Source organism: Limnoglobus sp. (genome assembly GCF_059499385.1).
Genome location: NZ_JCABYM010000144.1, coordinates 61,399 through 85,842 on the forward strand (window position 1 = coordinate 61,399; position 24,444 = coordinate 85,842).

Here is a 24,444-nt window from a genome sequence, read left to right on the forward strand (position 1 = left end):
CCGCCCCCCCCCCCTCCCACCCCCGCCACAAACCCGCTTCCCCACCCCGGGTCGCGGCCCCGTGGTTGGCGCGGATTTTCGGCCCGCGGTCCCAGGGAACGCCCGGTTCGGAGACCGCGGCCTGGTGACCACGGGAATAGGCACGGTTCACCCCCGCCCCGTGCCCGAGCATTCCGAGTTTCCCGAAACATTCACGGCCGGGAGTCGTTATCCTGTCACCATGCCCGACACCCCGCCGATCCCGGTTCGCGACGGCCCGCTCCTGTCGCCGGAGTTCCTCCGCCGGCTCGAGACGCTCGAACTCGTGTCCAAGAAAATTCGCGCCGGGCGAATGAAGGGCGACCGCCTGAGCAAGCGGAAGGGCCGCGGGTCGGAGTTCGCCGACTTCCGGCCGTACAGCGTGGGCGACGACTTGCGGTTCCTCGACTGGAACCTGTACGGACGCCTCGACAAGCTGTTCTTGCGCCTTTTCTTGGAAGAAGAAGACCTGCACGTCCACCTGTTGATCGACGCGAGCGAGTCGATGCAGTACGGCCGGCCGACGAAGCTGCGGTACGCGAAGCAACTGGCCGCCGCCCTCGGGTTCGTCGGGCTGGTGAACCTCGACCGCGTGGCGGTCGCGGCCGTCGGCGGGACGACGTTCACGGCGTCGCCGCAGTACCGCGGCCGGCCGAGCCTGTGGCGACTCATGAAGTTCCTCGACGAGTTGCCGGCCGGCGGGGCGGGGGACTTCTCGAAGGCGCTCCGCACGTTCAGCCTGCGGACGAGCGGCCGGGGCGTCGTGGTGGTACTCAGCGACTACCTGGACAAGGGCGGGTACGAGGAAGGGTTCCGCTACCTGTTGGCCCGGAACCTGGACGTGTACGCGGTGCAGATTCTGGCGGAGGAGGAGATCGACCCCGCGTTCGTGGGCGACCTGAAGCTCACGGACGTGGAGGACGGCGACGAGGCGGAGGTGACGATTAGTGCGCCGCTGTTGAAGCGGTACCAGGAGACGCTGGCGGCGTTCCGCGGCGGGCTGTCGGGGTTCTGCAACCGCCGCGGGATGAGCTACCTGTTCACGAGCAACCAGGTCCCGTTCGAGAAGCTGGTGCTGAACTACCTGCGGAACCGCGGACTTCTTCGGTAGGGCGGGTCAAGGCTTTGCGCCGACCCGCCGGGGGACCGCAACCACATGGGAGATACGCCCACCCGCTCGCGACGCGGCGGGTCGGCGCAAAGCCTTGACCCGCCCTACGAGGCGCGGCCGAAGTACCGGCGGCCGTCGTCGGAGATGAGGGCCATGAAACCCCACACGCCGACGACCACGCCGAGGAAGCAGCACCCCACGTCCGGCGAGTTCACGGCCGCCAACAAGCACGCCAGGAAGCAGAAGTAGTACCCCTTCCGCAACGCGAAACAGAACCCGCCGACCACGACGCCGAGGCTCACGGCCGCGAAAATGATCCGCACCCGCTTCATCCCCTCGACGGACACGGTGCCGGCCGCGTCCTTCGCCAGCTGCGCCTGCCGCTCGGCCATCGCCTCGCGGCGCTTCCGGTCCTCCTCCTCCAACCGCTTCTTCTCGTCCTCCGTCGCCTTCGCGGGCTTGTCCGGTTGCTTCTCGGCCGGCGGGTCGGTTTCCAGCATGAAGAAGAAGTTCGCCTCCGCGAATCGGGCCGCGGCCTTCGGGTCGGCGTGGAACCAGACGGCGAGGTAGCCGTTCACGAACAGCCCGGCGAACCCGAGCAGGAGCAACCCGAACGTGGGGACGAACAGCCGCACCGGGATGCGGCTGGGCCGCGGCAACTTCTCCGGTTCGGTCAGTCCGTCGCCGGCCCGGACCGGGGCGCGGAACGGCGACTTGCACTCGAGGCAGGTGACGACCCGGCCGAGGAAGTCTTCGGGCAAGTTCAGGGCATGGTTGCAATGCGGGCAACGGATGAGCAGCGGGTCCGGCATCCGGTTGGCCTACGGAAACGCCGGGGGCCGGGAAGGGTCAACCCTCCCGGCCCCGCGTGTCGTCTTGTGGAACCCTGAGCGGAAGCGACGGGGGGTGTAAGAACTGTCCCCACACCCCGTCGCTTCCGCTCAGGGTTCCACAAGAGCACTACTGCGCCGACCCGCGGCTGATCTTGTAGTCGTTCAGGCCGGTCAGCCGCTTCTTCACCCCGTCGCCGGACGTGTCCAGCTCGAAGTCCTTGTGGATCTCGGCCTCGACGACGACGCCGGTGTCCACCTCGACCCACGCGATCCCCTTCACCCCGCCGGACACGCTCTCCTTGCTGCCGGGGGCGGTGACCGACTTGCCCTCGACCATGACGACGGCCTCCTTCTTGCCGCCCCGCTCCCGCTGGCCGAGGTACGTGTACGTCACCTGGTCGCGGTACTTGTACTCGCGGGCCTTCGGCCGGCGGACCGTCGCCCCGCCGCCGGCCTTCGGCGTGATGGTCGTCGGGCCGGTGATGAGCGTGATCCGCAGGTCCTTCGTCGTCGTCCACGTCTCCCCGGCGTTGACCGTCCGGTTCGGCATCGGGATGGACGTGGCCTGCAGCGCCTCCAGCGCCTCCTGCGTCAGGGACGTGACGAGGAACTGCAGGACCGGGTCGTTCACCCCGTTCACGCCGACCGTGTACCGGTACATCTCGCCGAACCGGTTGATGAGGCCGAACGCCTCGGCCAGCTTGATGAACTGGTTGATCTGCTCCTGCATCTTCTTGCTGAACAGGTCCTGCTCGAAGCCGCCGCCGAACCCCTCGACGCCGAGGTTGATCGACTCGAACTGGAGCCGCAACTTCGCCGCCTGAATTTGGTCCGTCCGGTCGGCCGGGACGACGGTTTCGTTCACCTTGAGCGTGGACTTGAGGAGGATCTTCTCGTTCTTCGCCTCGCCCTCGCCCTCGGCGGCCTCGGACAGGTCGAACGTGTTGGACATGGTGACGGCCCGCCGCGCCCCCTGCCGCGGGTTGGCGGTGAGGTTGGCCGGCGTCCGCTCGACCGGCGGGCCGTTCATCGGGACCTTGATCCCCGGCAGGCTGTAGGTGTGGACGTTGTTCGCGTAGAACGGCTGCGCCCAATACGTCCGGCCGGTCGCGGCTTCCGGGTACACGAGTTCGCCCTTCGCGACCTTCGCGATCTCGTCGTACTTCAGCTCGACGACCTGCTCGCTCGCGTCGCCGGGCTGGCCGGTCGGCTTGAAGATGCCCGGCTCCCGGTGGCCGCCGGACACGTCCGCGATCCACGCCCGGACCTGGACCTGGATCGCCCGGTCGAGCGGGTTGAGGACCTTCGCCGTGACCGGGATCTTGACCTTGTCCTTGTCCTTGTACGGCACGCCGTACTCGACGCCCGCCACGCGGCCGGCGATCAGCCCCTGGACGTACTCGGTCGGCACGCCGAGGCCGATGTAGTTCCCGGACCGCGCCCCGCCGAACATCTCGACGACGACGCCGACCACGTCCCCGTGGGCGTCGATGATCGCCCCGCCGGAGTTGCCGGGGTTGATCCCGCCCTCCAGCTTGATCCGGCGGACCTGGCCGTACTGGTCGGCCGTGGACCCGGAGTAGGACGTGCGGCGGGTCGAGACCTCCGGCTCCTTCTTCGACTGGGCGACGGCCCCGGAGATCGAGTACCCGAGCGGGAACCCGATCGTGATGACCCCCTGGCTGTCCCGCAACTCCGCGGACGGGCGGATCTTCAGCGGCGTCGGCAGGTTCGTCTCGCCGATGATCTTGATGACCGCCAGGTCGATGTCCCGGTCCACGGCGAGAATCTTCAGCTTCGCGTGCGGGATCTCCCGCTGCTGGGACGTGCCGGCGTTCAGGTAGAGGGTCAGCTTCCGCGGCTCCGGGCTGTTCGGGGCCTTCATGAACAGGACGTGGGCGTTGGTGAACACGAGGTCCGGCTCGACGCCGAACCACCCGCTCCCGGTCCCCGTGCCGATGTCCGCCTCGGCCTTGATGAACACCCCGGCCCGCTTCGCCTTCTGCATGTTGAAGTCGGAGATCAGGCAGCCCATGAGCTGGTCGGACGTGAGGTTGCTCGACGTGGCGTTGCCCGTCCCGCGGCCGATCCGAATCTCCTCGCCGGGGTTCGTCGGCGGGGTTACCGCGACCTTCGTTTCGGTCTTCGGTTCCGCCTTCGGCTCGACCTTCACCTCGGTCTTGGGTTCCGTCTTCGGCTCGGTCTTGGGTTCGGCCTTCGGCTCGGCCTTCGCCGTGGTGTCGGTCTTCGGCTTGGTCGTGTTCGTGTTCGTGTTGTTCGCCGGGGTCGTGTTGGAACCGCCGGGCGTGTTCGCCTTGTTCGGCGTGACGGCCGCGACTTCCTGGGAACCGTTGTCGCCGTTGTCGCCGTCGTCGCCGCCGAGGTACATGGCCGCGCCGATGCCGCCGCCGAGCAGCACGACGGCCGCCAGCGCGCCGAGGATCAGCGGCAGCTTCGACTTCTGCGACCCGCGGCGCGGGCTTTCGTCTTCCTCCTCGTCGTCCGCCGCCCGGCGGCGGGACCGGGGCTTCTCTTCGTCCTCGTCGTCGTCACGGCGGCGACTCGCCCGGGCCTTCGGGGCGGCGGCCTCGTCGGCCTCCTCCTGGCGGCGGGACGGGCGGGACCGCGGGGCCTCCTCTTCCTCGTCCTCGACGAGCACGGCGACCGCCGGCTCGTCCGGGGCCGTCACCGGCATCATCTCGCCGCACTTCTTGCAGCGGATCGTCTTGCCGATCAGGTGTTCCCCGACGGGGTAAACGGACTCGCACCCCGTGCAGGTAATTGAGAGCGCCATGCCCACGGCTCCGAAAGCTAATCAAGGGATCAGATAATGGTTGTCAGTGTACCCGTTCGCGGGTCCGGTCGTAACGGCAAAATTGCCGCGCGGGCGGAATTCATTTCTCACCGCGGCGGGTCGGCCCGGCCGTCGGGCCGGAGGCGGTCGATGTAGCTTCCCACGTCCGCGTCGATCGCCGCGAGCGGCTTGCCGAGGAGCGCCTCCAGCGCCTTGCCGGGGTCGCCGCCGGTGTTGAGGGCCGTCAGGTACGCATCGAACTCGGCCGTGCCGAGCAGCGACCGGTCGAACGCGAGGTAGAACGCCAGCGCCCAGGACGTGATGTACGTCCGGTCCGCGGCGGCCTTCTGGTTCGCGTGGATCGTGACGAACGCCTCCCCGCCGGTGCGGACGAGGTCGGCGACCGGCAGCAACCCGTCCTTCTTCCGCAGGTCCTTCGCCCGCATCAGCCGGTCGCGGTCGGCGTGGCCGACGCGGAGTTCGCCGCCGTCCAGCACGGCCGTCTCGAACACCTGCGCCAGCCCCTCGTTCAGCCAGCGGGGCAGTTCGCCGACGCCCTTGCCGGCCCGCACGTCGGCGGCCGACCGCGGCGGGTAGGCCACGTTCGCGGCGTAGGCGTGGAACGCCTCGTGGTAGAGCAGTGCGAACAGCCGGCCGGTGAGTTCGTCGAACTTCGCGTCGTTCGCCTTCTCAACGGCCCAGACCTTCCGCCGTTGGTCGTTGACCGGCCCGAGGTGGCGGTCCCGCTCGGTCCGGCTGTCCTTGTACAGTTGGCGGACCTCGGCCTCGTACTTGTCGAGGGCGGTCAGCTGCTGGACGTTGTGCAGCCGGGCGGCGGACAGGTCCTGGCCGAGCCGCCGGAGGTCGGTCCCGCAGATGATCCGGTTGGCCGTCTGGTCGTACACGGCCGGGTTCAGCACCGGGCCGGTGACCGGGCCGAGGAGCTTCGCGTACTCCTCCTTGTCCGGGGCGAGCAGGATCGTCAGCGGCCGGGCCGTCGTCGGGCGGCGGGGCGGCAGGAACCGGGCGTAGGCGGTGAAAATCTGCTCGAGCCGCACCCCGGCCCGGCGGGTGATTTCCTCGGACGCGGACGACGCCAGGGTGAACTCGTCCGAGTCGTACCGCTTCGCCGCGTCCTTGCGGCCGAGCCACTCGGTGGCGGTCAGGTCGAGGGCTTCCATCCGCTTGCGCTCGCCCGCGCCGGTCGGGTCGAGGTCGGCCAGCTTCGCCTTCACGGATTCGCGGTCGGCGTCCGCGATCTTCTTGATCTGCGCGACTTCCTTCTTGAGGAAGAACGTGGTGAGCGTGACGGTGGGGCGGCCGGGCGGCCGGCGGACGACACGGAACCGGACGCCGGTGGCGGTTTCGTCGAGGACGATGCCGTGGTATTTCGACCCGTTGACGGCGGTGAGTTCGTCGAGCGGCCACGCGGCCGGCTTCGCCGGTTGGGCGGAGACCGTCCCCGCGAGAAGGAGGAACAGGAGCGTGCGGTGGAGCATGGTAGGGTGATTGTGACCGATTCTCGGGGAAAGGGAAGATGGTTGGCCCCCTGGGACCGCGGGCGTCCCGCCCGCCCACCTCCACGCCGCGGGGATCAGCCTCATGTGGCTGGGGCCGTAGCGGGCGGGACGCCCGCGGTCCCAGGGACTGATCCTTCCGGCCGGGCCGAACGCCCGAACCGTTCGGATCGGCCCGTTTCAATTGACCCGCCCCGCCCCCGGCCCGATAATGACCGTCCACTCGGTCCGCAGGGATTACGCCGTGACCAGCCCGACACAGCAGAAGCTCAAACTGTTCAGCGGCCGGGCCAACCGGCCGCTGGCCGAGCGGATCGCCCGCGAACTCTCCCCCCTCATGAAGGCCGACATCCCCGTCGGCCGGCTCGTCGTGGACGACTTCCCGGACGGCGAGACGAACGTCCGGATCGACGAGGACGTTCGCGGCCGGGACGTGTTCCTCGTCCAGCCGACGTGCGAGCCGGTCAACCAGAGCCTGATGGAGCTGCTCGTCATCCTGGACGCATTCAAGCGGGCCAGCCCGGCCCGGATCACGGTCGTGCTGCCGTACTACGCCTACGCCCGGCAGGACCGCAAGGACAAGGGCCGCGTCCCGATCACGGCGAAGCTCGTCGCCGACCTGCTCACCACCGCCGGGGCCAACCGCGTCCTCTGCCTCGACCTGCACACCGCGCAAATCCAGGGCTTCTTCAACATCCCCGTCGATCACCTGTACGCCTCCCGCGAGATCATCGGGTACATCCGCACCCTCGGCATCCCGCCGGACGACATCGTCGTACTGTCTTCGGACGAGGGGGCGATCAAGAAGGCGCTGAAGTACCAGAAGGGCCTCGGCAGCAAGCACATCGCCGTCGTGGACAAGCGGCGGTCGAGCGCCACCACGACCGAGCAGGCGCACATCATCGGGTCGCCGGTCGAGGGGAAGACGGTGTTCATCTTCGACGACATGATCTCGACCGGCGGGACGATCGCCGGGGCGGCTCGGGCGGCGAAGGCGGCCGGGGCGAAGCGGGTTTACGTGGCCAGCACGCACGGCGTCCTGAGCGCCGGGGCGGTGGATAAATTGCGGACGGCCGGGATCGAAAAGATCATAGTGACGGACACGATCCCGATCTCCGCCGAGAAGCGGGTGGCGCTGCCGAACCTGGAGGTCATCTCCGTCGGCAAGCTGCTGGCCGAGGCGGTGTACCGGATTCACGAGAACTACTCGCTCACCGACCTGTTCCAGGACGACCGGTGACCGAGGAAACCACCCGCGAGTCATGGCCACGATTACCGTCCACTGCCCGACGTGCGACTGCCAACTGGAACTGGACGCGGCCCACCGCGGGCAGGAAGTCGAGTGCGGCAGCTGCCACCAGGTGTTCGTCGCGAAGCCGCAGCGGTCCGACCGGGACGACCGGGAGCGCCGCCGCGACCGGGAGCGGGACGACGACGAGGACGACCGCCCGTCCCGCCGCCGCCGGCGGTCCCGGCGGTACGCGGACGACGACGATTACGACGACGACTTCTACGAGCGGCAGCGGCGGCGGGCGAACGAGGGGACCGGCCTCGGCGACGCGTCCCTGGTCCTGGGCGTCGTGGCGGTCTTCGTGTTCTGGTGCCCGATCATCGGCGGGCCGCTGACCGTCGTGGGGATCGTCCTCGGCGCGCTCGGCCTGCGGGCGGCCCGGAACGGGACGGCGATCGCCGGGCTGGTGCTGAACGTGGTATTCCTCCTCGCATCCCTCTTCTTCATGCTGATGTGGGGCTTCCGCTAGCCCCGCCGGGAGGCCGACCGTATGCGAATGATCCTCTCCCTGTCGTTCGCCGTCGTCGTGGCCGGGTGCTCGCCGTCGTCCTCGGCCCCGACGCCGGTGGCGTCCGGCCGGGCCGCGGACCGCGAGGCCGACCACGCGCACGAGCGGGACAAGATGAAGCTGGCCGACGCCGGGCCGTACCACGCGGCGCTGACGGCCCACCTGTCGAAGGACGGCAACGAGCTGGACGTGTTCATCGAGACGGCCGGGGCGGAGCCGAAGCCGGTCGGCATCGCGGACACGGCCCTGGTGGCGAAGGCGACGCGGGCCGGCGACCCGATCGAGTACACGCTGACGTTCGACCCGGCCCCGGCCGAGGAGCGGCCGACGGACGAGGCGAAGGGGACGTGCTCGCACTTCGTGGCGAAGGCCGAGTGGCTGAAGCCGGACGACGTGGTGACGGTGAAGTGCGAGATCGAGGTCCAGGGGAAGCGGCGGCCGGTCGTGTGGAAGGAGTTCGTGCCGAAGAAGTACGCCCACCACGACGACTCGGAGAAGGCCCCGCCGATGCCGTGACGGCGAGCGGCGGGGCGGAATTCACGTCACTCCGGCGCGACCTCGCCGCCGGCGCGGGTGGCCAGAATCCCCAGCGTCCGGAACGGCAGGTTCTCGCTCAGGAACCGCACCGACCCGTCGGCCATGACCACGTTCGCCCCGCCGGGGTGCATCGAGTACAGCCCGTACCCCCACTCGTTGGACCCGTTGATCTTCATCGGCGTCGGCGGGGGCGTCGTCACCTGCCCGGAGCACCACAGGATCAACTGCCCGATCTCGTAGGGGTTGTCGTTCGTCGCCCACGCCCCGCCGCGGGCGCGGGCGCAGTTCGCCAGCGTGTTGTTCGCCACCGCCTTCGTCAGCAACTTCCCGTTCCGGTAGATGTCCTCCCGGCCGCTGTTCTCCCCGACGAGCATCGTGTTCGACGTGCCGTCGATGATGCTGGCGATGCGGTTGGACGGCTTCGGGAGCGTCGCCCCATTCCAGCCCATCAGGACGCCGGCCCGGTCGCCGGTGAGTTGGTCCGCGCCGGTCAGCCCGACGTTCGTGTTGAAGTTAGCCGCGATCCCCTCGACGGCGAAGTAGTCGGTACACGCCCCGACCTTGTTCGGCGGCGTGGTTTCGTACTTGTCTTGGAGCCGCTCCGGGTCCGGGGTGGACGGGCACTGGACGAGCCGCAGTTGCGTCCGGGCGAGCGTGCCGTTGATGCTCGCGCCGACGGGGTTGGTGGCGTCGGCGTCGATCCACCAGTTCTCCCGCAGGTTGTACTGGGCGACGATCGCCCCCTGCTCGATGTACGGCAGGGCGTCCGGCATCCAGCTCCGCTGGGCGGCCTCCGGCTTCGTCGCGTCCTTGAACGTCCGCTTGGACATCGGGAACTCGCCGCGGGCGCTCTCGTAGTTGTGCAGGGCGAGGCCGATCTGTTTGAGGTTGTTCGTGCATTTGATCCGCGCCGCCGACTCCCGGACCTTCTGCACGGCCGGCAGGAGTAACCCGATGAGGATGGCGATGATCGCGATGACGACCAGTAGTTCGATGAGGGTGAAACCGTGGCGGCGGTTCGTTCGCATGTCGATTCCGTGTTGAGGGTCGTGGTTCGGCCCGCGACAAAGCAACAGCCGTGCCGGATCAGATGTGCGGAATACTGAGCGTGTCGGCCCGAAAAAGTGGTCGCCCGCTGGCCACGAGGGGTCAATTCGTGGCGCGCGGTCTCATCGAATTCTCCGTTGCTCACCGACAGAATCCGTGGTCCACTCGATTCGCCCACGGAGGACGGCGCGATGACGAAATACCTGTTGGCCGCGATCACGTTCGGCGTTCTCGCGGCTGTCGCCCCGGCTCAGGACGCCGTGGCTCGGTTGATGGACGCGGCGCGGGCGCGGGAAGCGGCGACGCAACGGGCGGAGTTCGTCTACCGGGTCCAGGAAGTCCTCCGGTGGGAGGTTGCCCCTACCGGGAAAACGGCGGACAAGCAGCCGGCGGTCAAGGAAAGCACGGCGGAATCGCGGGGCCGGCTCGCCCTCGACGGGGCACGGTATCGTTTGGAGGACGTTCACCCACTGCCGCCCCTTTTGCGGCCGGGGGCCGCGTTCATCCTGATCCAGAACGATGAGGCGGCCTACTACCAGTTCCCTCGGGAGCCGGGCTACAAGTTGCAAGGCGTGATCTTGCCCACGAGCGCCGTGGGGGTTCTGCGGCCGGAACGCAACGGGCCGCTGTTCCTGGCGTGCCGGTTGGCCTCCTACGTGGCCGAACGGCCGGAGCGGTTGGCCCTCGTCGAGAAGGCCGACGCCGACGGGTTGGTGGTGTGCCGGCTCGACGGCCGCCAGACGCTTTGGGCCGACCCGGCGAGGGAGTACGTCGTCACGCGGGCGGAGCGAGCGGAAGGGAAATACACCGCCCGATACGACATCCGCTACGAGAAACACGCCGGCGCGAGGTGGCTGCCGTCCGGCTGGACGCTGACCTCGCAGCACCCGTCGAACAACCGCCGGAACGTTCTCACGGCGACGGTGGACAAGGTCCGCGTCGGCGAACCGCTCCCGGACACACTTTTTGAAATGAAGTTCCCGCGCGGCATGGAGGTTTCTGATAATCGCGACGGGTCGAGCTTCCTCGCCGGTGCGGACGGCGAGAAGTTGCCCGTCCGTGCCCTGCCGAACCCGAACGCCCGCGGGATATTCTCCCTACTTTGGCGGCTCGGACTGGTCGCGGTCGTCGGTGGGCTTCTGTTCTTGGCCCTGTTCCTCCGCTTCCGACGACGGAAGCCCGCCGCCGGTCAAGTCGGTTCTATTCTCCCCGAAACTTGACCCCGCCCGCTTCCCGGCCGATACTATTAAAGAACCCACCCCCCCGGTTCGCCCCAGCGAACGTCCGACTCTCAGAAATGACGCATCACGCGAAATTCCTCGGCCTTTTCGCGGCCGTCGTGTTCCTCACGCCCCGTCTGACCGCGGACACCGGCGAGCAGCTCTACGCCGCGCAGTGCGTCCGCTGTCACGGCAAGGTCGGGGAGGGGACGAAGAGATATCCCAAGCCGCTCGTCGGCGACTTCTCCGTCGCGCAGCTGGCCGAGCAGATTCAGAAGACGATGCCGGAGAACGACCCCGGCTCGCTGTCGAAGGACGACTCGACCAAGATTTCGCAGTACGTCTACGACGGCTTCTACTCGCAGGCCGCCCGCGAGAAGAACAAGCCGGTCCGCGTCGAACTCGCGCGGCTGACCGTACCGCAGTACAAGAACGCCCTCGCGGACATCCTCGGCAGCTTCCGCGGCGGGGCGAACACGCGGTGGGAGGACAAGCGGGGCCTGAAGGCCGAGTACTTCAAGAACCGCAACCACGGCCAGCGGCTGATTGAGCGGCTCGACCCCGGCGTGACATTCGACTTCGGGACGGAAGCTCCGGGCGGGAAGGAGTTCGACCCGAAGGCGAAGGAGTTCGACGCGAAGGAGTTCTCGATCCGCTGGTCCGGCAGCGTCCTCGCCCCGGAGACCGGCGACTACACGTTCATCGTGAAGTCCGACCAGTCGGTGAAGCTGTGGGTGAACGATTCCCGCAAGCCGGTCGCCGACGGGTACGTGAAGTCCGGCAGCGACAACGAGTACAAGGCGACGCTGTTCCTGCTCGGCGGCCGGGCGTACCCGATCCGGCTCGACTTCTCGAAGGCCCTGCAAGGGGTCAAGGACAAAATGCCGAAGCCGACGGCGGCGTCCGTCAGCCTGTTGTGGCAACCGCCGCACGGGACGGTCGAGCCGATCCCGGCCCGCGTCCTGTCGCCGCAGTTCGCGCAGGACGTGTACGTCGATGAAACCAAGTTCCCGCCGGACGACCGCAGCTACGGGTGGGAGCGCGGCACGACCGTCTCGAAGGCGTGGGACCAGGCCACGACCGACGCCGCCATCGACGCGGCGAATTACGTTTCCACCCGCATCGAGCAGTTCGCCAACACGAACCTCAATGACCCGAAGAAGAAGGACAAGCTGACGGCGTTCCTGCGGCAGTTCGCGAAGCTGGCGTTCCGCAAGCCGGTCACCGAGGACGTGGAGCGCCTCTACGTCGCGCGGCCGGTCGAGGGTACGCCGGACCTCCAGGCCGCCGCGAAGCGGGCGGTGCTGATGATCCTGAAGTCGCCGCGGTTCCTGTACCGCGAAGTCGCCGGCGACCCGAACCAGTACGACGTGGCCGCCCGGATGGCGTTCGCCCTGTGGGACTCCGTCCCGGACCAGGAGCTGCACGCCCTCGCCGCGCAGGGCAAGCTGCGGACGGCGGAAGAAATCAAGAAGCACGTCGCCGAGCGGATGATGACGGACACGCGGGCGCGGGCGAAGCTCCGCGGGTTCCTGCACCACTGGCTGAAGACCGACCACGCCCGCGACGCCGAGAAGGACCCGAAGCGGTTCCCCGGCTTCGACGCCGCAATCGTCGCCGACCTTCGCACGTCGCTCGACCTGTTCCTCGACGACGTGGTCTGGTCCGAGAAGTCCGACTTCCGCCAGCTGCTGCTCAACGAGGAGACGTACCTCAACGGCCGCCTCGCGAAGTACTACGGCGCGTCGCTGTCGGAGAACGCCCCGTTCCAGAAGGTCGCGTTCGAGAAGGGCCGGCGGCAGGGCGTGCTGACGCACCCGTTCATGCTGGCGACGTTCGCGTACACCGGCGAAACGTCGCCGATCCATCGCGGCGTGTTCCTCGCCCGCGGCATCCTCGGCGTCGGCCTCAAGCCGCCGGCCGAGGCGTTCACCCCGTTGGCCGCGGACTTGCACCCGACGCTGACGACCCGCGAGCGGGTCGAACTGCAAACGAAGGGCGTGAACTGCCAGTCGTGCCACGCGGTCATCAACCCGCTGGGGTTCACGCTCGAGAACTACGACGCCATCGGCCGGTTCCGCGAGCAGGACAACAAGAAGGCGGTGAACCCGGAGGGCAGCTACACCACCCGCGCCGGGGAGGTGAAAACCTTCCGCGGCCCGACGGAACTGGCGACGTTCCTGGCCGCGAGCGAGGACACGCACTCGGCGTTCGCGGAACAAATGTTCCACCATCTCGTCCAACAATCGATCCGCGCCTACGGCCCGACGACGGGGGCGGACCTGCGAGAAAAGTTTGCGAAGTCGGGCTTCAACGTGCGACAATTGGCGGTAGAAGTCGTCTCGACCGCCGCGATGAAGGGGACTAAGAATTAGCCACAGAGGAACACAGAAATCACAGATCAGAAAAACATGATTTCGTTCTGATCTGTTTTCATCCGTGTTCATCTGTGGCCGAATATCGGGAGAGCCTTGTGAGTCAGACGCGACGCGATTTCATCCGCACCCTCGGCCTGTCGGCGGCCGCGGTCCCGTTCGTGCTGAACCTGCCGAGCCTCGGGTTCGCCAACCAGGGGCGGCGGAAGCAGCGGCTCGTCGTCATGTTCTCGCCGAACGGCGTCGTGCCGTGGAACTTCTGGCCGAAGGAAACCGGGAGCGAGTTCACGCTCCCGAAGTCGGTCGTGTCGCTGGAGCCGTTCAAGAAGCAGACGCTGTTCCTGCACGGCGTCGCCGACAAGATTCGCGGTGACGGCGACGGCCACATGCGCGGCATCGGGTGCTTGCTCACCGGGATCGAACTCTTCCCCGGCAACATCCAGGGCGGCTCGGACACGCCCGCGGGCTGGGCGAAGGGGCTGTCCATCGACCAGGAGATTCGCAACCACCTGCAGAAGGACGCGGCCACGAAGACGCGGTTCGGCAGCCTGGAGTTCGGCGTGCAGGTCCCGGACCGGGCCGACACCTGGACGCGGATGGTGTACGCCGGGGCGAACAAGCCGGTCGCCCCGATCGACGACCCGTACCAGATGTTCAAGAAGCTCTACGGCCGCACGACCGACAACAAGGTGCTGGCGAGCGTCCTGGACGACCTAAACGCGGACCTGAAGAAGGTCGCCGGGGCGGTCAGCGTCGAGGACCGCAAGCTGCTCGACGAGCACACCACGTTCGTCCGCGAGATGGAACTCGAACTGAAGGCCGCGACGAAGCACGGCGAGATCGGGCACAAGGTCCCGGAGATCGAGCCGGGCGTCCGGGACGACAACGAGAACATCCCGAAGCTGAGCAAGATGCAGATCGAGCTGATGGTGAATAGCTTCGCGGCCGACTTCAGCCGGGTGGCGACGCTGCAGTTCACGAACAGCGTCGGCATGGCCCGGATGAAGTGGCTGGGCATCACCGAGGGCCACCACGAGCTGTCGCACGAGCCGAACAGCAACGAGAAGGCGATGGAGAAGATCACGAAGATCGACACCTGGTTCTGCGAACAGCTCGCGTACCTCGCCAAGCGTCTCTCCGAGACGCCGGAGCCGGGCGGGCAGGGGAGTTTGCTCGACAACACCACCATCGTCTGGACGAACGAGTTGGGCCAGGGGAACTCGCACACGCACAACGACACGCCGTTCCTGCTGGTCGGCGGCGGGCTGGGCTTTAAGATGGGCCGGTCGCTGAAGTACAAGCAGGTCCCGCACAACCGGCTGCTGATGTCGTTCGCGCACGCGTTCGGCCACCGCGTCAAGGCGTTCGGGAACCCCAACTACTGCGGCGACGGCCCGCTGAACGATCTGACGTAACGACACCTCACGCAACACCCGGTGAGCGGGCGACCCGTCGGGTCGCTCGCTCACCGCGTTTACGGACTTCGCGTTGACGCCGTTCATCCGCGTGCCGTAGTCTCCGTCCTCCCCCGGAGGACGCGCATGACGACGGCCGACGCCCCGACTTCCCTGCCCGCGTGGCTGTCGTTCCTGTGGCGGACCGTCCTCTTCCCCGGCACGGCGGCCGTCGATTCGCGCGTCAAGCTCGCCTCGCTTCTTCTCGTCATCGTGTTGCCGGCGATGCTGCTGTACCCGATGCGGTCGTTCCACCTGCTGGAACCCGACGAGGGGCGGTACGCGCAAATCCCGAAGGAGATGCTCGACCGCGGCGAGTGGGTCGTGCCGACGCTGCAAGGCGAGCCGTACCTCGACAAGCCGCCGCTGATGTACTGGCTAGTGAAGCTCAGCTACACTTTGTTCGGCGTCAGCGAGGCGTCCGCCCGGCTGGTCCCGGCTGTGTGCGTCCACCTGACGATCCTGGCCGTCTACCTGATCGGCCGCCGGTCGCTCGGCGAGCGGTCGGCGTTCTGGGCCGCGATGCTCCTGACCGTCGCGCCCGGCTACCTCGCCGTGGCCAGGTTGCTGCTGCTCGACGGGCTGTTGACGCTGTGCGTGACGCTGTCCGTGCTCAGCGGGTTCGAGGCCGTCCGCACCGGCACGCTGCGGCGGGGCTGGTGGGTCGCGTCGGCCGTCGCGTCCGGACTGGGGTTCCTGACGAAAGGCCCGATCGCGGAGATTCTGCTTTTCCCGCCGCTCGTCGCGTTCGCGTGGCTGTCCGCGTCGCGGCTCGTCGTCGGCTGGAAGAACCTCGCGCTCTTCTTCGGCATCGTCGTCGCCGTCAACGTGCCGTGGTACGTGGCGATCTACCTCCGCGAGCCGGCGTTCCTGCGGTACTTCTTCTGGGAACACAACGTCATGCGGTTCGTGCAGCCGTTCGACCACCTGCAGCCGGTCTGGTACTACGCCCCGATCCTCGTCGGCGGCCTGCTGCCGGGGACGCTCCTGCTCGTGCCGTATTTCCGCGACCTGCTGTTCCGGTCCGGGGAAACGCGGTCGGCGGCCGGCGGGTTCTGGCTGCTCGCCGGGCTGTGGTGCGTGGCGTTCTTCAGCGTGTCCGGGTCGAAGTTGCCGACGTACATCCTGCCCGCGTTCCCGTTCCTGTGCCTGGCGCTCGGGGAGTTCGTCGCGCGGTCGCGGTGGGACGCCCGGCCCGCCACGAAGGGCCTCGTCGCCGCGTTCGCGTGTTTGCTGTTCGCGGCGAACACGTTCGTCATCCCGGAGTACGCGCGGGCAAGGTCGCCGTTCGGCGAGCCGGACGTGGTGGGGAAGTTCGTGACCGACCCGGCGACGCCGGTGGTGACGTACCCGCGGGGTTGCGACTCGGTGGCGTTTTACACCGACCGCGCCGACTTCGACCGCGTCCGCAGCAAGGGCGTGAACCAGTTGATGGTGGACATGCACCACCGGCCGCGGACGGTGATCCTGTTCACGCACCGGCACTCGTTCGACGCCTTCCGCGAGGCGCTTCCGCCGTCGCTGCGGGTGGAAGAAGCCGTGAGCCTGGACCGGCCGACGCGCACGCTGTGGCAGAAGCTGATCGGCAGCACCCCGTGGGGCCTGGCGGACGTGGCGGTGATCGTGCCCAACACCGTCTCTCGCGCGCAAACGGACTGACGGTTAGCGGGCGACCCGTCGGGTCGCCCGCTAACCGCGGGTCAGTCCCCGAAAAGGTCGCGCTTCTTGAAAATGTTGTTGGGGTCTTGCGCCAGGTCGTCCGCGAGTTGGTTCATCGGGTCGATGTACGCGGTCTGAACGACGCGGAAGATGCAGACGATCACGAGGATCGAAATCATCACGTAAACGACGCCGGACACGATCCGGGCGAGCACCTTCATCCCGCGGATGCTCGCCTCCTGATAAATTTTCGCCTCCTTCTCCATCACCTCCGCCAGCCGCCCGCTTTCCTCCCCGATGGCGACGGCGTGAACGAACTCCTCCGGGAACAGGTCCGGGCCGAGCTTCCCTAGCGTCTCGGCGATCTCAGTCCCCTTCCGGCACATCTTCGCCGCCCGCTCGCCCTCCTGTTGGTACGCCTTGTTCGCGGTCGCCCGGAGGCTGCTCTTCATCACGCGGTCGGCCCGCAGCCCGGCCTCGATGGTCATGTGGGCGGCCATCGCGAACCGGTGCAGCGCGAACGCCCGCGCCACCGGCGCGATGCCGGGGACCTTCAGCGCCAATGACTCCGCTTTCGCCCGCGCGTTCGGCGTGCGGATGAGGATGACCACCGAGCCGAGGATGAAGGCGGTGAACACGGCCGCGTAGGTGAAGAACCAGAACGCACCGCTCGCGCCTGTTAGTCCCAGGCCGAGCGGGTCGAGTTTCGTGCCGAGGCTGCCGAGGATGAGGATCAACATCGTCAGCACGCCGATCGCGCCGACGTACATGATCCCAGGCCATACGAGTGCGGTCAGGAACTGCCGCTGCGCGGCCAGCACTTCCTCGTAATGCTTCTCCAGCTCCGCGAAAACGACCGGCAGCCGCCCGGCCTGCTCGCCGACGGCGATCAGCTCCACGAACAGAAGCGGGAACCGCCACGCCTCCGGCCGCAGCGCGTCGGACATTGACTCGCCGTCCTCCAGGCGGTTCGCCATCCGCTCGGCGACCGGGCGGAACACGGCCGGGCCGGACTTTGCTTGTTGGCGGAAGACGCGGACGGGCGAGAGGCCCACGTCCAGCCCGTGCCGCAGCGCCCGACACCAGAGGATCAGCGCGGGCAGCGGGCACGACGACCGGAACATGCGACAGCCTCGGAAGGGACACGTTCACCATACCGCCGCCGCCGGGGTTCCGCCACCGGGCCGGTCCCTATCATGTCTGCGTCCCGATCCGTCCCGCCACCAGGAGAATCCGATGTCTCGCGCCAACGCCGTCACGTTCAAGGGGAACCCGGTCACCCTCGCCGGGGACGCGGTCAAGGTCGGGCAGAAGGCCCCCGACTTCAAGGCCGTGAGCAACGCCCTCGCCGCCGTCACGCTCGCGGACAGCAACGGGAAGGCCCGGCTGTTCAGCGTCGTGCCGTCGATCGACACGCCGGTGTGCAGCACGCAGACGAAGAAGTTCGAGGACGGCATCAACGCCCTCGGCGACAAGGTGGCGTGCTACACCGTCAGCCTGGACTCGCCGTTCGCCCAGAAGCGGTTCTGCGGGGCCGAGGGCGTGAAAACGATGCAGACGCTGTCGGACCAGCACGACCAGTCGTTCGGCAAAAACTGGGGCGTGCTGTTCGAGCAGTCGCCGCTGCCGATCAAGCTCTTGGCCCGGTCCGTGTTCGTGGTCGATCCGGCCGGCACGGTGACGTATGCCGAGTACGTGCCGGAAGTGACGAGCGAGCCGAACTACGGGGCCGCGCTGGAGGCGCTGAAGAAGGCGGCGGGATAAGCGGGTTGCGAATCTGCGGTGACATCGTCCAACCTTCGACTTCCCAACAGGGGCAACGGCGAGCGTCACGGCGTAAGCGTGACGTGTCTCGGGCCCGCGCGGGGACGGGGTCCGTTGCTCGTAGAACCCAGAGCGGAAGCGACGGGGTGGAGGCGCTCCACCCCGTCGCTTCCGCTCTGGGTTCTACTGTTGCGGTTGGGGCGATGTCATTTACGGGTTCGAGACACGTCACGCTTACGCCGTGACGCTCGCCGTTGCCCCTTCAAGTCGCGGAAAACTGGAACTGATCATCTCCCTTCTGTCAATTCGCGCCCCCGCCCATTCTCTTCATTCCCCCAGAAGCTAGCGAAGCAGTGAAGGATGGGCCGACTTTGCGGGTTCTTGCGCGCCGTTTCGGTCGTGCCGATTCTCGGAAACTTGAAAATCGTTGGTGCGCGGGTTGCGAGAACTTAGTCTAAAGTGTGGAAGGATCGCACCCGGAGAACCAACCATGACGTTCAACCTTCGTACCTTCGCCCTGGCCGCCGCGACCGTCGCCGCGACCGCGACGACCTCCCAGGCCGGGTGGGACAACGTGTTCCAACTCACCTGCTGCAACGAGCGGCCGCGGGCCAGCTTCTTCGCCCCGCGGCGGGCCGACCCGTGCCCCGGCCCCTGCCCGCCGGACCCATGCCCGCAGCCGGAACGCCGCGTGGAGTACGTGCAGCGGAGCTACTACCAGCCGGTCACGGAATGGCGGCGGGAGTCGTACCGCGTCCCCGTGCGGGAAACCGTAAAGTCGTACTACTGGGACCCGGTGAAGAGCTACAGCTACACGTCGTACTACGACCCCTGCACGCAGACGTGCCAGGAGATCGCCGTCCCGCGGACGAGCTACGTGCTGAAGGAGCAGTGCAACTCGGTCGAGCGGTTCGTCGAGAAGACGCGGCTCGTGCCGGTGCGGAGCTACCGCGAGGTGACGGAGACGACGCCGGTGGTGACGTACTACTACCCGCCGACCCGCCGCCAGTCGAACTACACCGTCCCGGCCCCGCCGATCGGCGCGCCGCGGATCGACGAGTTCCGCAACACCCCGCCGACGATCACGCCGAGCGGCCCGGAGACGATCAGCCCGACCGACCTGCCGACCGGCGGAACGAACAACTTCCCGCGGCAGATGCCGCCGGCGAACAACCCGTCGTCCACGCGGGCGAAGGCCCCGCTGAACGCGAACACGGCCAGCAAGGCGAGGCTGCGGGGGGAGGTGGTCGAGAAGGACCAGCTCACGCCGAAGGCGGGGTCGAAGCTGGTGTTCGTGAACGCGGCCGACCACGCCGACCGGAAGTACGCGAAGGCGAACGAGTTCGGCGAGTTCGACCTGACGCTGCCGGCCGGCGACTGGTACCTGTACGTGGACCGCGGCGACGGCAACGCCGTGCGGTACAAGAAGCTGACGGTCGCGGCGAACGACACCCGCGAGTTCCGGCTGGTGAGCCGATAAGTGGGAAGTGATCCGTATATAGCCGCCGGCTTGCCGGCGGTTTTTTTGTTTTCCCAAACCCGCCGGCAAGCCGGCGGCTATATGAAATCACCCGAACGCCTCGCACAGCCGCAGGTGCGTCGGGATGTCCAGTGACTCGGCCCGCCCGCTCCCGTCGATGCCGAGTTCCGCCAACTTCGCGTCCACCACGCTCTTCTCGATCCGCCCGGTCGGGAAGCCGGCCAGCGCCTGCCGCAGGTTCTTCCGCCGGTGGACGTACAGCGCCCGGAGGAAGTTGCGGAACTTCACCACGTCGCCCACCTGCTTCCGCTTCTCCGCGTTTGGCTTGATGAGCACGATGGCCGAATCCACCTTCGGCTGCGGGAAGAAGTTCGTCGGCCCGACCTTCCGCACCGTCTCCACGTCCGCGATCCCCTGCACCAGGACGCTCAGCGCGTTGTAGTCCTTCGTGTTGACGCTCGCCCGCAGCCGCTCGGCGATCTCCCACTGCACCATCACGACCATCCGCTCGATGTCGTCGCGGCCGACGAGCAGGTTCGAGATCAGCGGCGTGGCGATGACGTAGGGCAGGTTCGCGACCAGCTTCTTCGTCCCCGGCACGGCCTCCCACGCGGCGATCATGTCCGGGTTCAGCACGCTCTTCTTCTCCAAACAGTCGCCGTGGAAGAACGTGACGTTCGCCCGCTCACCAACGACCTCCCGCGCGACCGGCGCGAGCGACGAGTCGATCTCGACGGTGACGACGTGCCCGGCGTGCGCCGCCAGCTTCGCCGTCAACGATCCGGTCCCCGTGCCGACTTCCAGCACGTTGTCGGTCGCCGTCAACTCACCCGCACGGACGATGAGGTCGAGGAGGTTGATGTCGATGAGGAAGTTCTGGCCGAGCTTGCTCTTCGCGTGCAGCCCGTGGGCGGAAAACAGGCGGCGGAGGTACGAGAGCGTTTGTCGCGGCGACGGCACGTTCGGCGATGGTTCGGCGTTCATCGGGCAATTGTAGCGGTTTTCCACCCGGCCGCTTCCTCGCCGTCGAGCCGCAGCGTCAGGCACTTCGCACTCCCGCCCGCCTTCAGGAACTCGTCGAGTTCCACTTCGACGGGCTGGTAGCCGTGCGAAGCGAGCGACTCGCCAAGCCGCGGGCAGCGGCTGTTGTGAACGACCGTCTTCCCGACGACGACGGCGTTGCACCCGAAGCGGTGCGCCTCCGGTTCCTCCACCGGAATCAGTTTCGGGACGTGCGAGTCCAGCACCCGGCGGCCGTAGCTGTCGAACGCGTCGGGGAAGTAGATCGCCTCCGTCGGCGAGAGCGGGCAGAAGCAGGTGTCGAGGTGGTAGAACCGCGGGTTGACGAGTTCGAGCGGCAGCACGCGGACGCCGAGCCGCTGGCCGACCCACTGGTGCGCGGCCGCGTCCGACCGCTGGCGGTAGCCGGCGAACAGGATGTCGCCGCAGAACAGCGCGTCGCCCGCGCCCTCGTGGTACATGCCGTCGGGCAATCGCTCCACCTGGAATCCGTTCCCGGCGAACCACGCGTCGAAGACGGGCGACTCCTTGGCGCGAACGTCGTGGCGGAACGAGCTGCTGAGGAACAGGTCGCGGAACACGAGGCCGGCGTTCGCGGTGAACACGAGGTCCGGCAGCCCGGCCTGTGGCGCGAGGAGTTCGACCGTCACACCGAGGCCGACGAGCGTGTCGCGGAGGCGGGTCCACTGCTGGAACGCGAGCTGCCGGACCGCGCCGAGGGAGCGGTTCATCCACGGGTTGATCTCGTACTCGATCCCGTAGTGGTCCGGCGGGCACATCAAAATACGCGCCATGAAATCCCCACAAGACCAGAAAGCCCACGCACGAACGTGCGTGGGCAGTCGCCCCCTTACTTCCCGAACGCCTCCTTCAGCGTCTTCTGCATCGCCTCCCACGACTTCTTGTCCGCCTCGGCGTTGTACTCCAGCCCCTTCACGTTCTTCTCGTCGATCCCCTTGACCGTGAAGCTGTGCTTCGCGCCGGGGTAACTCTCGAACGTGTACGGGGCCTTCGCCTCGTCCAGCGCGGCCTTGAACTTCGCGATCACCTCGTCCTTGATGAACGCATCGTCCGCCCCGTGGCAGACCAGCACCTTCGCCTTGATCTTCTTCGCGTCCTCGGCCGTCGGCGTCGGCAGCGCTCCGTGGAAACTGATCGCCGCCTTCACGTCCCCGTGGCCGCTGAGCGCGACCTGCAGCGCCGTCGAGCCGCCGAAGCAGTAGCCCATGATCGCGATGTTCTTCGCATCGACTTGCTCCTGCTTCTGCAGCGTCGCGATGGCCGCGTTCGCCCGGCCCCGCCACACGTCGATGTTCTTGCGGACCGTGCCGGCCATCTCGCCGGCCTTCATCGGGTGCTCGGTCACCATGCCGTCGCCGTACATGTCGGCGCACAGCGCGACGTACCCGAGGCCGGCGAGCATCTTCGCCCGGTTCTTCGCGTCCTCGTTCAGCCCCCACCACTCGTGGACGACGACCACGCCCGGCCGCTTCCCCTGGGCCGCGTCGTCGTAGGCGAGCATCCCCTTGAGCGTCACCCCGTCGAACGTGTAGTCGATCGCCTTCGTCTTCACCTCGGCCGCGGAAAAGTTGGCGAGCAGCAACAAACAGCCTAGCGAGAGAATCCGGTTCATGCGCGTCTCCAGTTGTGGCAGGGCGGGCGGGGAAATTGTATCGTGTAGGCCACCACCACGGCGAACGGCACGGCGTGAGCGTGCCGGTGGATCGCCGAACACCGGCACGCTCACGCCGTGCCGTTCGCCCCGGAGACATCCGCCATGCGTTCGTGTCTGCTGCTCCTTCTGGTGTTCGCGAATCACACCCTCGCGCAAGAGCCGCCGCGGACGCACGCCGTCACCGTGGACGACTACTTCACGCTCGGGGCGGTCACGCAGATCGCCGTGTCGCCGGACGGGAGGCACGTCGCGTTCACCGAGAGTCGGTGGGACAAGGCCGACGACCTCCGCAAGGCCGACTTGTGGGTGATCTCGACGGACCGCAAGTCCGCGGCCCGGCGGCTGACGTTCGACCGCGCGAACGACCGGAACGTGAAGTGGGCGGCCGACGGCAAGACGCTCTACTTCCTCGGCAACCGCAAGCGGGAGGCCGAGAAGAAGCCGCCGTTCGACGGCACGGCCCAGGTCTGGCGAATCAATATCGACGGCGGCGACCTGTCGGCCGTGACGCGGATCGACGGCGGCGTTACCGGGTACGACCTCGCCGACGGCGGCAACGTGCTGTTCTACGCGGTCGAGAAGACGCACCACGACGAGGACGACTTCGCGAAGCTTCGGGCGAAGTACAAGGCCGACTACGGCCACGGCGTCCGCAAGGTGTCCGAGGTCCACAAGCTCGACACGCGGACGTGGCGGGCGGAGAAGGTCGTGGACGAGACGCGGTACGTCCGCGAGTTCGTGGCCACGAAGGACGGCACGAAGCTGGCGATGGTGACGGCGTTCGACGACACGGTCGTCAAGAGCGAGGGCGAGAGCCGCGTGGACATCTGGGAGGCGGGCAAGGTCACGACGCCGCCGACGGACGTTTACCGGGCGAAGGCCGCGTCGCCGCACGCGTGGCTCGAAGACCTGGCGTGGTCGCCGGACGGCAAGCGGTTCGCGTTCTGCGCCATCTTCGACGCGTACCCGGCGGAGGTCGTCATCGGCACGAAGTCGTCCGAAGGCTGGGACGTGTCGCTCGCCCCGCGGGACGGCAAGTGGGAACTCGTCGGCTACGGCCGCGCCATCGGCCCGCCGGTGTTGTGGCTGAGCGGCGACGAGTTCCTCGTTCAGACGGAGAAGGCCGGCCGCGTGCTGCCGTTCAAGATGAAGGTCGGGCAGGCCGAGGGGGTTGCGATCTCGCGGGACGACCCGATGCTGGCGTTCGAGCCGTTGCCGAAGCGGGAGGGGGTCTATGTGGGCATCCGCGGCAGCGTCGGCATGCCGACGATCACGGTCTTCGGCGACCTACTCGCGCCGCTGTACGACCCGAACCCGCACACGTCGGCCTGGAAGCTGCCGACGATCCAGCACGTCACCTGGAAGGCCGCGGACGGCGCGGAGGTCGGCGGCGTGCTGGAGCTGCCGCCCGGCTACAAGAAGGGGCACAAGCTGCCGCTGGTCGTCGGCATCCACGGCGGGCCGACGACGAGCACGAAGGCGGACCTGAACTTCGACCCGCACAACGGCCGGCTGTACTTCGCGGTCAACGGGTACGCGGTCCTGTTCCCGAACTACCGCGGCAGCACCGGGTACGGGGACAAGTTCGTCACCGACCTCGTCGGCCGCGAGAACGACGTGGAGGTCAACGACATCATCGCCGGGGTACAGCACCTTGTGAAGGAAGGCATCGCGGACGGCGACCGCGTCGGCGTCATGGGGTGGAGCAACGGCGGCTACCTGACGAACTGCCTCATCACGCGGAAGGACCTGCCGTTCAAGCTGCGGGCGGCGAGCAGCGGAGCCGGGATCGTGGACACGGTCGCCGAGTGGGGGTTCAACGACGAACCGGCCTACCCGAAGGTGTTCAAGAAGGGCCACCCGTGGGAGTCGCCGGAGTTGTACAAGAAGTCGTCGCCGACCTACGACCTGGGGAACGTGACGACGCCCACGCTGATCCACGTCGGCGGGAACGACGTGCGGTGTCCGCCGGGCCACAGCCGGATGCTGTACCGGGCGCTGAAGGAGTACAAGAATGTGCCGACGGAACTGGTCGAGTACCCCGGCGAGCCGCACGGCCTGACGAAGATGACGCACCGCCGGGCGAAGATGGAGTGGGACCTGGCGTGGTTCGCGAAGTACCTGAAGGGCGGGAAGTGAGG

19 protein-coding genes are annotated in these 24,444 nt (G+C 67.7%); 11 read left to right on the forward strand and 8 right to left on the reverse strand.

Going from position 1 to position 24,444, the window contains the following annotated elements; genetic code table 11:
• The first annotated feature begins 220 nt into the window (after nucleotides 1-220).
• Nucleotides 221-1,129 (forward strand): DUF58 domain-containing protein, encoded by a 909-nt coding sequence (locus AC5JJ2_RS25445; RefSeq protein ID WP_495860858.1) that lies wholly within the window; start codon nucleotides 221-223, stop codon nucleotides 1,127-1,129.
• Between the two features lie 104 nt (nucleotides 1,130-1,233).
• Here AC5JJ2_RS25445 and AC5JJ2_RS25450 read toward each other — a convergent pair whose 3' ends face one another.
• The 3 genes from AC5JJ2_RS25450 to AC5JJ2_RS25460 all read right to left on the reverse strand — a co-directional run bounded on the left by AC5JJ2_RS25450 (nucleotide 1,234) and on the right by AC5JJ2_RS25460 (nucleotide 6,255).
• Nucleotides 1,234-1,941, reverse strand: coding sequence for a hypothetical protein (locus AC5JJ2_RS25450; protein WP_495860859.1), 708 nt, complete (start codon nucleotides 1,939-1,941; stop codon nucleotides 1,234-1,236).
• A 148-nt stretch (nucleotides 1,942-2,089) separates the two neighbouring features.
• The gene (locus AC5JJ2_RS25455) at nucleotides 2,090-4,756 is read right to left on the reverse strand and encodes a S1 family peptidase (RefSeq protein WP_495860860.1); all 2,667 of its coding nucleotides are present in this window, start codon (nucleotides 4,754-4,756) and stop codon (nucleotides 2,090-2,092) included.
• Nucleotides 4,757-4,863: 107 nt separating this feature from the next.
• The gene (locus AC5JJ2_RS25460; RefSeq protein ID WP_495860861.1) at nucleotides 4,864-6,255 is read right to left on the reverse strand and encodes a DUF1570 domain-containing protein; all 1,392 of its coding nucleotides are present in this window, start codon (nucleotides 6,253-6,255) and stop codon (nucleotides 4,864-4,866) included.
• A 262-nt stretch (nucleotides 6,256-6,517) separates the two neighbouring features.
• On the opposite strand from AC5JJ2_RS25460, the gene AC5JJ2_RS25465 reads away from it, so the two are divergent.
• Genes AC5JJ2_RS25465 through AC5JJ2_RS25475 form a run of 3 tightly spaced genes read left to right on the forward strand, consistent with a single transcriptional unit; the run spans nucleotide 6,518 to nucleotide 8,588 of the window.
• A complete protein-coding gene (locus AC5JJ2_RS25465) occupies nucleotides 6,518-7,513 on the forward strand; it encodes a ribose-phosphate diphosphokinase (protein WP_495860862.1) in 996 nt (331 codons plus the stop codon).
• Nucleotides 7,514-7,535: 22 nt separating this feature from the next.
• Nucleotides 7,536-8,033, forward strand: coding sequence for a hypothetical protein (locus AC5JJ2_RS25470; RefSeq protein WP_495860863.1), 498 nt, complete (start codon nucleotides 7,536-7,538; stop codon nucleotides 8,031-8,033).
• Between the two features lie 21 nt (nucleotides 8,034-8,054).
• Entirely contained in the window at nucleotides 8,055-8,588 is a 534-nt protein-coding gene (locus tag AC5JJ2_RS25475; protein ID WP_495860864.1) for a hypothetical protein, read from the forward strand.
• Nucleotides 8,589-8,614: 26 nt separating this feature from the next.
• On the opposite strand, the gene AC5JJ2_RS25480 is transcribed toward AC5JJ2_RS25475, so the two are convergent.
• Nucleotides 8,615-9,637 carry a DUF1559 domain-containing protein gene (locus tag AC5JJ2_RS25480; protein ID WP_495860865.1) on the reverse strand — a complete coding sequence of 341 codons (1,023 nt, stop codon included), beginning with the start codon at nucleotides 9,635-9,637 and terminating at the stop codon, nucleotides 8,615-8,617.
• 210 nt (nucleotides 9,638-9,847) lie between these two features.
• On the opposite strand from AC5JJ2_RS25480, the gene AC5JJ2_RS25485 reads away from it, so the two are divergent.
• The 4 genes from AC5JJ2_RS25485 to AC5JJ2_RS25500 all read left to right on the forward strand — a co-directional run bounded on the left by AC5JJ2_RS25485 (nucleotide 9,848) and on the right by AC5JJ2_RS25500 (nucleotide 16,364).
• Nucleotides 9,848-10,876 (forward strand): hypothetical protein, encoded by a 1,029-nt coding sequence (locus tag AC5JJ2_RS25485; RefSeq protein ID WP_495860866.1) that lies wholly within the window; start codon nucleotides 9,848-9,850, stop codon nucleotides 10,874-10,876.
• A 77-nt stretch (nucleotides 10,877-10,953) separates the two neighbouring features.
• The gene (locus tag AC5JJ2_RS25490; RefSeq protein WP_495860867.1) at nucleotides 10,954-13,251 is read left to right on the forward strand and encodes a DUF1592 domain-containing protein; all 2,298 of its coding nucleotides are present in this window, start codon (nucleotides 10,954-10,956) and stop codon (nucleotides 13,249-13,251) included.
• A gap of 98 nt (nucleotides 13,252-13,349) precedes the next feature.
• Complete coding sequence (locus AC5JJ2_RS25495) at nucleotides 13,350-14,666, forward strand: DUF1552 domain-containing protein (protein ID WP_495860868.1); 1,317 nt, start codon at nucleotides 13,350-13,352, stop codon at nucleotides 14,664-14,666.
• A 126-nt stretch (nucleotides 14,667-14,792) separates the two neighbouring features.
• Nucleotides 14,793-16,364 carry an ArnT family glycosyltransferase gene (locus AC5JJ2_RS25500; protein WP_495860869.1) on the forward strand — a complete coding sequence of 524 codons (1,572 nt, stop codon included), beginning with the start codon at nucleotides 14,793-14,795 and terminating at the stop codon, nucleotides 16,362-16,364.
• A 41-nt stretch (nucleotides 16,365-16,405) separates the two neighbouring features.
• Here the strand turns inward: AC5JJ2_RS25500 and AC5JJ2_RS25505 are convergent, their stop codons facing one another.
• Entirely contained in the window at nucleotides 16,406-17,488 is a 1,083-nt protein-coding gene (locus tag AC5JJ2_RS25505) for a type II secretion system F family protein (protein ID WP_495860870.1), read from the reverse strand.
• Between the two features lie 112 nt (nucleotides 17,489-17,600).
• On the opposite strand from AC5JJ2_RS25505, the gene tpx reads away from it, so the two are divergent.
• Both tpx and AC5JJ2_RS25515 read left to right on the forward strand, forming a co-directional pair.
• Complete coding sequence (gene tpx, locus AC5JJ2_RS25510; protein WP_495860871.1) at nucleotides 17,601-18,128, forward strand: thiol peroxidase; 528 nt, start codon at nucleotides 17,601-17,603, stop codon at nucleotides 18,126-18,128.
• Nucleotides 18,129-18,618: 490 nt separating this feature from the next.
• Entirely contained in the window at nucleotides 18,619-19,608 is a 990-nt protein-coding gene (locus tag AC5JJ2_RS25515; RefSeq protein WP_495860872.1) for a hypothetical protein, read from the forward strand.
• Nucleotides 19,609-19,695: 87 nt separating this feature from the next.
• On the opposite strand, the gene rsmA is transcribed toward AC5JJ2_RS25515, so the two are convergent.
• From rsmA to AC5JJ2_RS25530, 3 genes are read right to left on the reverse strand one after another with little or no spacing between them, the layout of a single operon-like run.
• On the reverse strand, nucleotides 19,696-20,592 hold the full coding sequence (gene rsmA, locus AC5JJ2_RS25520; RefSeq protein WP_495860873.1) for a 16S rRNA (adenine(1518)-N(6)/adenine(1519)-N(6))-dimethyltransferase RsmA: 897 nt from the start codon (nucleotides 20,590-20,592) through the stop codon (nucleotides 19,696-19,698).
• Nucleotides 20,589-21,422: a dimethylarginine dimethylaminohydrolase family protein gene (locus tag AC5JJ2_RS25525; RefSeq protein WP_495860874.1), complete on the reverse strand. Its 834-nt coding sequence runs from the start codon at nucleotides 21,420-21,422 to the stop codon at nucleotides 20,589-20,591. The genes rsmA and AC5JJ2_RS25525 overlap by 4 nt, the downstream gene beginning before the upstream one ends.
• Nucleotides 21,423-21,478: 56 nt before the next feature.
• Entirely contained in the window at nucleotides 21,479-22,261 is a 783-nt protein-coding gene (locus AC5JJ2_RS25530) for a dienelactone hydrolase family protein (RefSeq protein ID WP_495860875.1), read from the reverse strand.
• A 144-nt stretch (nucleotides 22,262-22,405) separates the two neighbouring features.
• Here AC5JJ2_RS25530 and AC5JJ2_RS25535 point away from each other — a divergent pair, with 144 nt between their 5' ends.
• Entirely contained in the window at nucleotides 22,406-24,442 is a 2,037-nt protein-coding gene (locus tag AC5JJ2_RS25535; protein ID WP_495860876.1) for a prolyl oligopeptidase family serine peptidase, read from the forward strand.
• The last annotated feature ends 2 nt before the right edge of the window (nucleotides 24,443-24,444 follow it).

Coding starts and splice junctions, on each gene's coding strand:
- AC5JJ2_RS25535 (WP_495860876.1), top strand. CDS start 22,406: ATGCGTTCGTGTCTGCTGCTCCTTCTGGTGTTCGCGAATCACACCCTC.
- AC5JJ2_RS25525 (WP_495860874.1), bottom strand. CDS start 21,422: ATGGCGCGTATTTTGATGTGCCCGCCGGACCACTACGGGATCGAGTAC.
- AC5JJ2_RS25460 (WP_495860861.1), bottom strand. CDS start 6,255: ATGCTCCACCGCACGCTCCTGTTCCTCCTTCTCGCGGGGACGGTCTCC.
- AC5JJ2_RS25475 (WP_495860864.1), top strand. CDS start 8,055: ATGCGAATGATCCTCTCCCTGTCGTTCGCCGTCGTCGTGGCCGGGTGC.
- AC5JJ2_RS25505 (WP_495860870.1), bottom strand. CDS start 17,488: ATGTTCCGGTCGTCGTGCCCGCTGCCCGCGCTGATCCTCTGGTGTCGG.
- AC5JJ2_RS25490 (WP_495860867.1), top strand. CDS start 10,954: ATGACGCATCACGCGAAATTCCTCGGCCTTTTCGCGGCCGTCGTGTTC.
- AC5JJ2_RS25500 (WP_495860869.1), top strand. CDS start 14,793: ATGACGACGGCCGACGCCCCGACTTCCCTGCCCGCGTGGCTGTCGTTC.
- AC5JJ2_RS25470 (WP_495860863.1), top strand. CDS start 7,536: ATGGCCACGATTACCGTCCACTGCCCGACGTGCGACTGCCAACTGGAA.
- AC5JJ2_RS25515 (WP_495860872.1), top strand. CDS start 18,619: ATGACGTTCAACCTTCGTACCTTCGCCCTGGCCGCCGCGACCGTCGCC.
- AC5JJ2_RS25485 (WP_495860866.1), top strand. CDS start 9,848: ATGACGAAATACCTGTTGGCCGCGATCACGTTCGGCGTTCTCGCGGCT.
- rsmA (WP_495860873.1), bottom strand. CDS start 20,592: ATGAACGCCGAACCATCGCCGAACGTGCCGTCGCCGCGACAAACGCTC.
- AC5JJ2_RS25480 (WP_495860865.1), bottom strand. CDS start 9,637: ATGCGAACGAACCGCCGCCACGGTTTCACCCTCATCGAACTACTGGTC.
- tpx (WP_495860871.1), top strand. CDS start 17,601: ATGTCTCGCGCCAACGCCGTCACGTTCAAGGGGAACCCGGTCACCCTC.
- AC5JJ2_RS25445 (WP_495860858.1), top strand. CDS start 221: ATGCCCGACACCCCGCCGATCCCGGTTCGCGACGGCCCGCTCCTGTCG.
- AC5JJ2_RS25455 (WP_495860860.1), bottom strand. CDS start 4,756: ATGGCGCTCTCAATTACCTGCACGGGGTGCGAGTCCGTTTACCCCGTC.
- AC5JJ2_RS25450 (WP_495860859.1), bottom strand. CDS start 1,941: ATGCCGGACCCGCTGCTCATCCGTTGCCCGCATTGCAACCATGCCCTG.
- AC5JJ2_RS25530 (WP_495860875.1), bottom strand. CDS start 22,261: ATGAACCGGATTCTCTCGCTAGGCTGTTTGTTGCTGCTCGCCAACTTT.